12 protein-coding genes are annotated in these 12,290 nt (G+C 31.6%); 3 read left to right on the forward strand and 9 right to left on the reverse strand.

Annotated elements, in window-relative coordinates; translation table 11 throughout:
• Window positions 1-269: 269 nt before the first annotated feature.
• The gene (locus OZ002_RS12890) at window positions 270-1,766 is read left to right on the forward strand and encodes a helix-turn-helix domain-containing protein (protein WP_002334939.1); all 1,497 of its coding nucleotides are present in this window, start codon (window positions 270-272) and stop codon (window positions 1,764-1,766) included.
• Between the two features lie 609 nt (window positions 1,767-2,375).
• On the opposite strand, the gene OZ002_RS12895 is transcribed toward OZ002_RS12890, so the two are convergent.
• The 3 genes from OZ002_RS12895 to OZ002_RS12905 form a co-directional block, all read right to left on the reverse strand.
• Window positions 2,376-2,684, reverse strand: a complete 309-nt coding sequence (locus tag OZ002_RS12895; protein WP_002314578.1) for a hypothetical protein — start codon at window positions 2,682-2,684, stop codon at window positions 2,376-2,378.
• A 760-nt stretch (window positions 2,685-3,444) separates the two neighbouring features.
• Window positions 3,445-3,723 (reverse strand): hypothetical protein, encoded by a 279-nt coding sequence (locus OZ002_RS12900; protein WP_325083463.1) that lies wholly within the window; start codon window positions 3,721-3,723, stop codon window positions 3,445-3,447.
• Between the two features lie 75 nt (window positions 3,724-3,798).
• Entirely contained in the window at window positions 3,799-4,044 is a 246-nt protein-coding gene (locus OZ002_RS12905) for a helix-turn-helix domain-containing protein (RefSeq protein WP_002313380.1), read from the reverse strand.
• 104 nt (window positions 4,045-4,148) lie between these two features.
• Here OZ002_RS12905 and OZ002_RS12910 point away from each other — a divergent pair, with 104 nt between their 5' ends.
• Window positions 4,149-4,928: a hypothetical protein gene (locus OZ002_RS12910; RefSeq protein ID WP_252704092.1), complete on the forward strand. Its 780-nt coding sequence runs from the start codon at window positions 4,149-4,151 to the stop codon at window positions 4,926-4,928.
• Between the two features lie 52 nt (window positions 4,929-4,980).
• On the opposite strand, the gene OZ002_RS12915 is transcribed toward OZ002_RS12910, so the two are convergent.
• The 6 genes from OZ002_RS12915 to OZ002_RS12940 all read right to left on the reverse strand — a co-directional run bounded on the left by OZ002_RS12915 (window position 4,981) and on the right by OZ002_RS12940 (window position 11,120).
• Entirely contained in the window at window positions 4,981-5,295 is a 315-nt protein-coding gene (locus OZ002_RS12915) for a hypothetical protein (protein WP_156249101.1), read from the reverse strand.
• Between the two features lie 1,563 nt (window positions 5,296-6,858).
• Entirely contained in the window at window positions 6,859-7,077 is a 219-nt protein-coding gene (locus OZ002_RS12920) for a hypothetical protein (protein WP_156249100.1), read from the reverse strand.
• 13 nt (window positions 7,078-7,090) lie between these two features.
• Entirely contained in the window at window positions 7,091-9,661 is a 2,571-nt protein-coding gene (locus OZ002_RS12925; RefSeq protein ID WP_325083465.1) for a pLS20_p028 family conjugation system transmembrane protein, read from the reverse strand.
• Window positions 9,658-9,867 (reverse strand): hypothetical protein, encoded by a 210-nt coding sequence (locus OZ002_RS12930; protein ID WP_002331644.1) that lies wholly within the window; start codon window positions 9,865-9,867, stop codon window positions 9,658-9,660. Before OZ002_RS12930 ends, OZ002_RS12925 begins: the two co-directional genes overlap by 4 nt.
• Entirely contained in the window at window positions 9,864-10,661 is a 798-nt protein-coding gene (locus tag OZ002_RS12935) for a helix-turn-helix domain-containing protein (RefSeq protein ID WP_002331645.1), read from the reverse strand. Before OZ002_RS12935 ends, OZ002_RS12930 begins: the two co-directional genes overlap by 4 nt.
• A gap of 156 nt (window positions 10,662-10,817) precedes the next feature.
• Window positions 10,818-11,120: a helix-turn-helix domain-containing protein gene (locus OZ002_RS12940; protein WP_002313373.1), complete on the reverse strand. Its 303-nt coding sequence runs from the start codon at window positions 11,118-11,120 to the stop codon at window positions 10,818-10,820.
• Window positions 11,121-11,316: 196 nt separating this feature from the next.
• Between OZ002_RS12940 and OZ002_RS12945 the strand changes: the two genes are divergently transcribed.
• Window positions 11,317-12,114, forward strand: coding sequence for a helix-turn-helix domain-containing protein (locus tag OZ002_RS12945; protein WP_002331646.1), 798 nt, complete (start codon window positions 11,317-11,319; stop codon window positions 12,112-12,114).
• Window positions 12,115-12,290 lie beyond the last annotated feature (176 nt).

Raw genomic sequence — 12,290 nt, forward strand, 5'->3', positions numbered from 1 at the left:
TTGGAGCTGTCCTTATGGACCTTCATGACGAATGGCTCAGTTCTACAAGAAAATATATTAAGTTTGATCAATGAGAGACCGGTAAAACATTGTATAGTATTTTACACAGGATTATGGACTTGACTATACTCATTAAGTGGTAATTTTGAGATAAATTAAAAAAAAATATTTCTAAATCCTGTATAGTTTTTTTAGAAAATCGAGACAAGTATTTACAAGAAAAAATAAATACGGTATTAATAATAAAAACATAAAAAGAAGGTGAAGAATTGATTGAAAAAATTTTATTAGATGACCATGCGAGAATGAAATTAAGCGTGTATGGAAAGGTGATGACCTTACGGCCGGGGGAATATAGTTTAGATCATGTACGAGAAAACTTAGATTTCTATTTCAGTGCGACTCGTTTCAAAAAAATCCTATGTGATATACAAGATGATTTAGAACAATTTACTGATATTAAACTGTTACATAATAAAAATAAGTTATCCATTCCTGAACAACTTGTTCAATATACCCAATACCAACATTACCTATCAACAGAAAGTGTTCCTTATAAATTATTGATCAGTCTTCTGACCGAACAAGATGAAAATCTTGCAGCTTTTTGCAATCGCCAATTTATCAGCCGCTCAACGTGTTTTCGGCAAATAAAAAAATTGGCTGAATATTTGAAGGAATACAATATCAACTTGAATTTATCGAATCTTACCTTATCTGGTTCTGAAATGCTGATTCGCATCATCTTTTTCAATTTCTTTTGGTTTGTTTCATTAGGGGAAAGCCTGGATAGCATTCCTTACAGCCAAGAAGTTCGTGCATTGATTTATAAGCACGAAGGATCGCAACACAAGAATAAGTTTGATTTAGGAAAAAAACAAGCCAGCCTCCATTGCCTGATTTGTTTGCTGAGGATCGAAAATAATCATTTTACGGATATCTATAGATTATCAAGAGATTCCTTTATTCCAAGCGAAACAAACATTGACTTTTTTTACGACTTCTTCAAAATTGCGAATCTTCGTTTAGATATCTTAGAGGTAAACTCTTTGTTTTACTTATTCTATTACTGGCCGCTTCTTACCTCTAATCAAGACATTCGTGTGCCGATCGTTCATCATTCGTATGAACAACCGAGCAATGAGGTCAAAGATATCTTAGAGGAATTTCAGAAGCATTGTCAGACATTTATTGGTACACTCCAGTTTGAAAAAGAGCCAGCTTTGCTTTTGAATCTCTATCTATCAATTGGTAATTTTAGCATGTTCAAGCAAAAAATTCCTTTGACCACACTATTTATCTCTTCTTATATTAAAGATAAATACCCACTTTTACGTATCTTGACAATCAAAATCGAAGGTTTTTGGAAAAAAATCGCACAACGAAAAAACTATACATGGCTGAAATCATGCGTAAGTGAATTAGCCTTTCTACAAACCAGTTTACTTTATCCGTATTATTCAGAAATCGATGAAAACTATAAATTGAAAGTTGGGTTTGTTAACGTCTCTGAACATCTGATTTCCGAAGAAATCTTGAATTTAGGAAAGAAAATCCCCTTTGTAGATATCGAGCTACTCACACTTCCCATCACTGAAGAATATGACTTTTTCATCTTTGGTTCACCTCTACTGATTCCTGCTGGTCTTGATTCTTCTAAGTATACAGTCCTTGATTTTTGTCATTACAGCGATTTTGAAACTGATCTGTATCAACGTCTTTTAGAAGTTCATCATCTCAAATTACAAAATTTGTTCTCTAATTAGCTGATTTATGTAAAAAAGTGGCTATGACATAAGTTCCTAAAAAGAGCTGAACCCTTATCTATCAAGGGTTCAGCCATCGTTTCTTTATTCAGATTTTTCTTCAGCTATGAAGTTAAGTTCATTGACGATAATTGAAGCTAGGTGCTTTTTGAATAGGATTAATCACTTTGCTAATAATAAATTTTAATGATTAGTTTTCAATCGTATTCAAGTTACGTGGTGTGCTTTTGGTAAAAAGCTACTTATCAATTAGTTTCAAAGGTTCTACATTAGCAAAATTATCAATTTTTGTAATTTAACTAGTAAAACGATATTCCCAAGCTTTTTCTTTACGCTTATTATTAACAGAATATCTAAGCATATACTTATATTTTTAGCGAAATTCTTTGTAAATCTCAATAAATTTCATCTGGATTGTCATAAGTAATAATCCCTAATGCTATGCTTATCTTTATCAATAAATTCAAATAAAGATTTTTTTACATTGATTAAAATATGGAGGCTCAAAAAAATGAACATTTTCTCTTTTGGATAATTAAATGAAATACCATCTGTATAAGATTCAACATCCATATTAGTTAATTGAATCTTTTAGTAAAGAAATATCCCTTATTTTTTTATTAAAGATTGCTTATTAAAGCAACAACCTACCTTGTACTTACTTTCTTGTTTTGTCCCCTCTATCTGTCCACCGCTAGTAATACCACTTACGTTCGTTATATTTAGGAAGAAGGTCGCAAACCCTTCCTCTAGAGAAAAAGGATGATTAAACTCTTTTTTACAAATTTCTTTCTGTCTTGGCCATTCTTCAATGTTTACAATGGTTTTGTTAATCAGATTGATAAATTTGTTGGGATAATTTAATATTGAATACCATAAAGAACGCATAGATTTATCTAAATTATTAATTGCAGTCATTTTCACATTCTTTTGAATTAATAGCTGAATGGGCCACCCCGGCTCCCTCTGCAAAATGCTCGATATCTCGATATAAATTTCATATTCTCCAATACTCTTGTCTATTGTTTTTTTCAAATTTATACAATTGACTTTTTCCTGCCAGATACCTCAAAAGGGAGTTGGTTGTTGGCAAAAAATACACCTCCTGAAATATTTATTTTTTGCATTATTAAATCTTCATCAACTTTTTGTCCTTACATACATATCTGCATATATATCCAGCTTTAATCTGTCATCACTTGAATTTTACCAAAAGTATTCGTTAAATAGTTTATTTATAGTTTTTAATATCTCTTTGGATAAAAACTTTTTTAATCATCGTTGGAGAGTATTGGGTCATTATCACCTGAATACCCTAGTCTTAAAAAAATTGGGTTAAGACATAAAAAAATTCAATTTGTGCAGCTGGAAAAAGACCTGCGTCTACTTCATCAATTAGCAAGATTCCTCCTTCAATTTCTTAAACGATAACAAGACTCTTACAATTGTCCAACATTATCTTCACCTACAGATATTGATTGAAAGTTATATTCAGAAGTATGTGGTTGCTAAAGAGTTTACCGCCCCACTAATAGTATCAATTGCTGCGACAAATTATATCCAGTAAGCTCTAACTTCAAGCCTTTATTTTCTTCAACATATACATCAGTAGCAAAATCATAATCACGAGAAACAATTAGAGTTAAGCAATTTACATTAAGATAAATTATCATTGGATTCATTGCATTTCTAGCTCTCTTAACACTGGACTATTTTTGCTATAATCTTTTGATAAATTTAACTTTAGATTTTTCTTTTCTACTCCACCATATAGTTCAATACCAACATCCAGTGAACTAGGTAAATCATAGTTTTCTAAGAATCTAAAGTGTTCTGAAAATACAAATTCATATGCTTTATCCAACAACGTTTTGTATACTTTCAAATGATTTCGTTTAATTGGATTCTCAGTATAACCTGTTGAGAATATAGTATACCCTATCGTTACATATCCCATTCATTATTATACCAGTATTTCTTTGTGATACATAAGGGTGTAAAAATAGCTTCTTATACTAAAGACTACAAGTAGTTATTGAAGCAAGTCTTCATAAGACACCTGTAGAACATCCCTAATAGCTCTCAATTGATCCAACTTAATGTGTTGGCGGCCGCTTTCAATCTTAACCAATGTTTCCCTAGTTATAGCGATTTTTCTAAGCTGTAGGTCTCTAACTAGCTCGGTTTGACCGATTCCTTTTTCTACTCGGAATCGTCTAATATTGCTACCGATTACATTTTCTCTATCAATAATTTTTTCCTCTTTCAAGAATAGCACACCTTTTGGACTAAAATTAGTCCTTTTTCTTATTAATGTTAAAGATTTGGTATGCTACAATGGGACTAGTATTAGTCCATATTCAATTTTAAGGAGGAATTTCTTTGAAAAAATTTGCAATCATTCTAACCTGCGCTTTACTCATCGGAACTATAAGCGGGTGTACCACTTCTGACACAAATTCTACAAGTACGGAAACTAGTACAACAACCTCAGAAAAGAATTACCCTATACATTTTTTTCCGGTTCCAGATGGATTTGAAGCTTATTATCATGATAAAAAACTAGATGTCCCTTTATCAGAAACTGAACCTACTGAAAAGATTTTGCCAATTGAAATTGAAAGAAATCAAGAGGATATAAAACTCAAGGCCGATCTTCCCATACTGAACAGCACAGAAATTGATTGGCACGAGAACATTAAAGTAACTATTGAAAAAGGAGCATTAGCACAACTTTATACTGAAAAAGTTGAACAATTTTTTGAGGCTGGTGCCAATAAAGACTTTTTAAAAATAAGCGATTATTCGGATAACTTTTTTAATGAAACCCAAGATGAAATCATGAACTCAACTTTTATGGCTGAAGATATGTACAATATGACGTTAAAAAAAATTAAAGCTTACGACCATCCGTTAAATCTGACACTAAATAATGGATTGCTCTCTTTTGTATTAGCAGGTTACGTTGACTATGAATATTCACCAGCTTATTTGGAGAAACCTCTTCAACACGAGAACAATGATATTAATTTTAGATTTGTCTACAATTCAAAAAGGAAAACATGGTTAGTTGATCAACTAAGCACTATAAACACAAGCTTCCATGAATTACCTAAACCTGAACCTGAAACTGAAGCTGATATGGTCATTAAAACATTCTAAAAAAGAAACGTTGAAGGAATAATCATTCTTTCAACGTTTCTTTTATTGTTTTTCAGTTTACAGTCTTACCTGAGCGAATAATCTGATTTCTAAACTCTCGAAAAATTTCTTGTGGTTGATAATAGTCTGTATCTATTTCAAATATTTCCGAAAACAATTCAAGGAACTTTTCTACTGAAATGATAATGTTACCATCTTCCTCTTGGCTGTTTTCTATTATTTCTGCTTCTAATTCAAATAAATCTAGTGACGAACTAAAATCATAAATCCTGTCATATTGAACAAAAAAATCAAGAAAAAGTTGCTCAAACTCTTCCTTATTTATCACTAGTGTTTCAAGCGGAACAACTTTATTTTCATCAGACATTCTCCCAATTTCCTCACTTTCATTTTCAATCGTTCATTGTTGCGGACGTATCAGATTTTCTCTATCATTTTTCAGTGCATAGATTACTTGTAATACACGACCATGCTTTGTAAACTTTTTTAGTTAGTCGAATATTTTTTAAATGTGCGTTTCATACTATACGCTTGATAGATTTTCTCCTATTTTTTAATCTTTTATCACAACTTTTATCGTTTTTTCTTCTGAAAAAAATCTTGCTTACATCGTTACATAGTTTCCAAAAAGATACATTACTAGTAGAAACAACAAGATTCCTTTATTTCCCGCTGAAATGGGAAGTATATTTTAAACATTTTTTCTCCTTCAACTTACACTATAAAGTATCTTAATCACGCGATATGCTGGCCACTAAATTCATTATATTTGATTCCTTTTTTAAGATAATGTAGCATCTTTTTATCCAATAACGCAATTGTTTTCAAGGATAAATTTCTTAAGATGGTACATTTCAAAATGGTATTTGACATATAAAACAAAAAAGAAAGAAAAGAGCATAAGGGAAAACTGATAGCACCTTCCTACAGGAAGGTGGCTAAGTTGGCTGTGCCAACTGGTTTTCTTTCAAAATCACTTCATATTTTTTTGATATCACAAAAAAATCCATTTTGGACCTATTTTCGGTCATAATATAGTACCTACTTTTGGTCATAGTTTCGTCCGTAATTTTGGTCATAGTGACTAAGGCTTTTACACACAAAAAAAGAGTGGCAAGATAAAGCTTGCCACTCTCTTTTCTATTCACAAAATTGGTTTAAATTTGCTTTCTTTAACACTTCATTTATATCATAGCAATTCTAATGTTTACACTACATCATTCCTAATTTTAACGGTTGTTCCTCTTTATATTTTTTAAGTTCTACATTTTTTTGAGTTTAATTGCTTTTCTCTTTTCTTTATATTCCGCTCCAACTTTCTCTTTAATAGTGACAATAGAATTACATATTTTTGCTAAACTTCCTTAAAAAAAATGGATCTCGATTACTCAAATTTGCTTGCAGACTTCTCTAAGTGCTTTGTTTTTTTTCATAATTACTTGATTTCATTTCCATTTTCTTCTATTGAAAATTTATTATTTTTATTAGTCGTACGCATAGAACTGATTTAATTTTTTTATCTATTTGATTATCTAGCGTTTGAAATTCTAAATTTTGATTGGCTTCATCAATATCTTTTTATACTACTTTATTTTATTTACAATATTTATTTTCTTGTTTACTTTGGTCACAGTTTCATTCGTCACTTCGGTGATATTTTTTCAATTTACAAATAAAAAGAGTTGAACCTAGTGTATATCGGTTCAACTCTTTTGCAAGTTTCATGGGGCATACTATCACTTTTAATCTGACAGATGTAAACCTCTCTTTATTTTTTTGTTACTCCAATTTTAAACAATAGCTCCTTTATATGTTGTCAATATTGCTCTACATATTCTAACTCTTTTACCCATTCTTTCACTGAAGTGGAAGAGAATAACAGCTTAATCCCCAATAATTCTTTATCATAAATCCATGTCAAATACAATTTTCAAAAAACATTTAATTCATGGATTTTCTCTTCACTTTTTTCTAGATAACAATATTTCAGGTTGTTTTTTATCTCATGTTTTATCTTCAATTCTTCTTGAATCATCAGTTCAATATAATTAGTGACCGTGATTTTTTCATTTGTTGCGTTCTTTACTGATTCACATAATTCGTCAAGCTCTAAGAAATCATGCGTACTAATCTGCAGAATTAATTGCATGACAATCACCTCTTTATTTTTTTAATAGACTATCGAAAAGTGGATTAGGATCATTAAATGTATCTCTGGACAACTCGTTATCTTCATAAGTGAATCTTCGTCTTGGTTTTGATCCCTTATCATTTTCACGGATTTCACTATCAATAATCACTGTTTCATGATTTGAATCAAATTTTTTCGCTGACTTTCTTTCTTCAACGATATTGATTTTTTGTGTTTTTTCTTTCATTTCTCCACTATCTTTTTGAACGTTCTCCCGAACATCTACTGTTTTGAACCCTTGACTACTTGTAGAACTTTGTACATTTTCTCGGACATCTACTGTTTTTGGTTGACTTGTACTGCTACTTTGCAGATTTTCTCGAACATCAATTGTCTTAGTACCTTGACCATTTGAAGAACTTTGTAAATTCTCTCTTACATCAACATTCCGTCCGACATGACCATTCAATGAACCTTGAATATTTTCTCGAACATCTACTGATCGGCCACCTTGACTACTTGTAGAATTTTGTAGATTTTCTTTGACTAATTTTTCTAATCCTGTATTTGAATTTTTAGCTTCTTGGATTATTTCTTTGGTCAACGCTTCTTTTTCGTCCATATTAGCGCCTGTACGCCCTTCTACACGTTTCCTTAACATTTCCTCACGATTCATTGCTTCAGGCGTGTATTTCGCTTCCTGACGCTTCTGATTAATTAATTCTTCAGCAGACTTAGCTTGACCGTGCATAGCATTTTTACGTTCTTCAATATCTTGTTGGACTTTTTGCTGAATCGCACTTACAGGATTATTATTCGATTCAGCATTATTTTTCATTGCTTCACGCATACATTCAGAACTAGACATAATTCTATCGGCATTTTCAACCTTAGCACCATCTTTTCTATCCGAAAGACGTGTTGGCATGGAATCAGCATATTTTCCAGTTTCATCTTCTTTGTTTTTAGCTAACATAGGTTTGCTATTTTTATTAATAGCGGACACGGTACCATCATCTAAACCTTCTTTGAACTTATTCTTGGTATCATTAGCCATATTACGCATACTCTTAAATGGTTTTGTTGCTCTTTCACTAGCCATTGTAGCTCCATCTGAAGCTAAAGCTGATATTCCACGTTCATGGGCATATCCCAAAAATCTTCCAGTTTTGCCAGCTTTTTTTGATAAACTTTCGCCGAAATTCTTTTCAGGTTTTCGATCTTCTCCTTCCCTGCTGTATGATCCATTTCCGTTTCCACTTCCTTTCGCTCGATTAAATCCATTTGATCCTTTTCTAAACAGCATAGCGCCCATGCCAAATGCTGAAGCAAGCTGGCCATAGCCTTCTTTTAAACCAATATCCACGCCAAAGTAACGCATGACTGTTCCACTACCCTTTATTAGAACGAACACGGCACAGATATAAGCAATTGTTTTTATAAAAATATTTGTTGAGATACCTTGTCCTGAGTTCAGAAAATTGATAAACATAGCAAACATGGATAGTCCAAATCCTTGAAATCCAACAGTTAAGTAACATTGTAGAATATCTGATAGAACAACTTTTGAACGCTGTCCTGTCTCAATATCTGTTGCAAAAACAAGAACACCTAACACACGTTTAAATGCAAGTTCTAGTATTGCTGTAATAATGACAAACGCGCTAAACACGTATGCGATTGCCAACGCTGTCAACCCAATCGAAATTCCCCAAAGATTTGCTTGATAGCGATAATAGCCTGATTTCAAGCTATCAGAAAATGTTGATAAAAAGTTATCAGAAAACTTTGTGGCAACAAATTCATTATTAGAATTTTCAACTAATTCATAGCGAAGATTATCCGCAGCTGGATTTTCTTTTTCCAATTTATCAATCACTTTATTCGTCAACACTTGTGTGAGATCCGTCTGTTGAAAATTTTTTCGTGTTAACTTATTCCGATCCTCCGTTTTATCAATGCTTGAGTACTGATCTGTTTTATTAATATATGCCAAATCTGTTACTCCTTGTTTTATCAATGACCAAGCGACTCCGTCATCTGAATTTGTAATCGTAGTAGCATCATTGTAAAATATTTTGGAAAATTGAATACCGCTAGAAATCATCGTTGGCATTAAAAGAATTAATGCTACAGACATCACTATATTCATTGCAACAGATTTTAAATCTATTGTTCCTTTTCCAGTAATCATCTTGTAGCCAACAAACATCAATGAAAGGATCATTAATCCAACGACAATTGTATTCATGACTGATTGATAAACGTTATTTAGCCCTGTACTTTCAATAAAATTGAACAAATCTAGCACATCTGGAATCATATTTTGAATCGAATCAGTCACAGTAAACATACCTTTTACCACAGCCCATCCAAGCCAAAACCCAAACTGACTAAGGAAATCTCCATTGTGTTTTTTCAGGTAAGGTCTATAAAGAGAATTATTCAAAAACTCTGTTTGACTTTTTGTGTCATCAAACCAATTGAAAATGCTAGCTTCAACAATATTACTTGTAAAAACAACGCTAATCATTAAAACAAGTACACTGTGTGCTAACCAGTTTATTTTTCTACTAACGATTTTTTCTTTAATTGCTTTCATAGTTTTTCCCCTTCAGCCCATTTTCTAAGACTCTCAGAGAGCTGCTGAGCTATTTTTTGATTAATTATGACATGAGTTACACAATTGTCATTTTCAGCTCTTAAATCGAGAACTACTGTGTTGAAGCAGATACTCTCGATTAGTTCGAGAGTATCAGTGTTTTGATCAAGACACCAAATCTGATCTATTAGACGATTTTTAATCATGTTTTTTCTCCTTCTAACCAATTATGCATAGGGATTTTAGGTAACTCTTTAATTCCGAATGCTTTATTGAATTGATCTGTAGTCTCTATATTTTCTAAAAGCTGATTTTTATATCTAATTTGAAGTCCATTTAGAAAAAATTTTGCGTAATCGAATAGTCCTTCGTCTGTTTTCGCTTGAAAAACACATGCTTTATGTTGTGTTATAATGCATTGAGCGTTAAGATACTGAGTATTTTCATATAAAAATTCAATGATTTTTCTGATATCATCTATATATACATTAGCGTTTTTCAAATAGTGATACACTTGTAATAATTTTCGACCATCGTCATTATTTTCTTCATAAAGAACACTAACCTTAGTGTAAATTTCTTTTATATTAATATCCTCTTCTTCATTAATTGTATTATTAGATGTATTATCCTCTGTTAACTTTTCTTTGCTAGGGGTGTTAACTTTTGTTAGCGGGGTAGCTAACTTTTCTTTGTCAGGGGTGTTAACAATTCTTATAACTCTTTTATCTACCTCCTTCGAATTTTCTTTATATATAACTTCTCTCGAAATGTAGCCATTTGCTTCTAAAGATTTAAGCCATTTTTGAATAGATACCCTACTAACGCCGTATAAATCTTGAAAATACTGTGTTTTCGCCCAGCAAAATCCTTTTTCATTGCATAAAGCAGTGATTTCACCATACAAAAGCTTTGAACTTGTAATTAAGTCTCGGTCATATCTAACATTAGCGGGGATGATAGCATAGTAATTTCTTTGAATCTTTTGTTCATCACTCATATACTTTCTCCCTATCTTTAAAGTATGTTAAAATGTAGTCAAATAAAGTTTTCTTAGAACTTTATTCATTATCGAGTGTTCCCCTTCGTCTGCAAACTATCGGGAGCACTCTTTTTTATATATTTTTCAATTCTTTTCAATACTAAATTTGTTATTTCATCTTCTCTCAAAACTTTCACCTCTCTTCATTCGAGCAAACATAAACTCATTAACTGCCTTTTTCGAATAAAATTTTCTTGCCCCCAATTCAACCACAGGTAATCCCTCATTTCTTACAGCATTTTTTAAAAAGTTTTCGCTCACATTTAAGTATTCTGCCATTTCTTTTTGATTGAGATATTCCCTTGTCATACCAGCATTTTCTTGAGCCTTTTCAATAGCTTTTGTAGCAATTTGATAAAACTGCTTCAGAAACATTTCCTCCTGCTCTTCTGAGATCATTAATTTTATTGCTTCCACAAAAACCTCTCCTTTTTGATTGTTCTATAACTTCTCTACCTAAATAGTAATTTTTAGTAATGAGCAACAAAAAAATAATTACTAAAAATTACTATTTTATAATATCTTATAGAAATTCCATTGTCAACATTTTTAATAAATTTTAGTAAATGATAGCAATATATGTTACAATAAATCAGAAAAAGGAGGCTTAGTTATGAAACCTAATCTATCGTTAACTAGTGAACGTATTAGAAAAATTATCGAATCCAAAGGTCTGACATTAGAACGATTCGGTGATTTAATTGGAGACACACCAATAAGTTCCGTTAATAATTGGCTTAGAGGTGTGTCTTTACCCAATAAAAATAGGCTTTTAACAATTGCAAATATTGGAAACACTAGTGCAGACTGGATTAAATGGGGAACTTTGGAAGAATACATAGCTTCATACCTTATAGATTCAGGGTATGAGCTATATATTAAGGACTTCCCAGAGATACCTCACAAAGTCTTTAATGATATTCAAGAAAGATATAGTGATACGTTTTCGCTAGATAAAGACTATGAGTTATTGAATCCTATAATAAAAAATATATTTTCAAAATATTACTCAAAAGATTTTGAAATTTATCTAAATGAGATACTTGCTAATGATATCAATCCTCTTATCGAAGAGTATGCTAGTCAAAAACACTCTATCTCTAAAGAGCTATTTTTCAAAAGAGCCAACAGTAAACTTCAAGATAAGATAAGAAATGGGGATTTCAAATACGGTGAAAAAGAAATACTGATTGATTCTTCAAAACAGCTATTAAACGAAATGGACTTAGCCTATCAAGATATTTCACAGTATTCATCTGTCGAGGATTTCTTTTATAAAATTACTAAAAACCAATTTGAAACAGAAAAATTTATTTCTGATCTTAGCAAAAAATACAATTTCCCATATGAGAAAAATAGTATAGTCGCAAAATTTCTAACTAATAATCACGATAAATTTAAAAGCAATTGATTCTTCAAATAACTTCTCTACCTGCAATCATGAAGTAAAGAGAGAATCAAATAGTCAAGTCCATAATCCTGTGTAAAATACTATACAATGTTTTACCGGTCTCTCATTGATCAAACTTAATATATTTTCTTGTAGAACTGAGCCATTCGTCATGAAGGTCCATAAGGACAGCTCCA

This window comes from Enterococcus sp. E4-150 (assembly GCF_035726465.1).
Lineage (GTDB): Bacteria > Bacillota > Bacilli > Lactobacillales > Enterococcaceae > Enterococcus_B > Enterococcus_B faecium.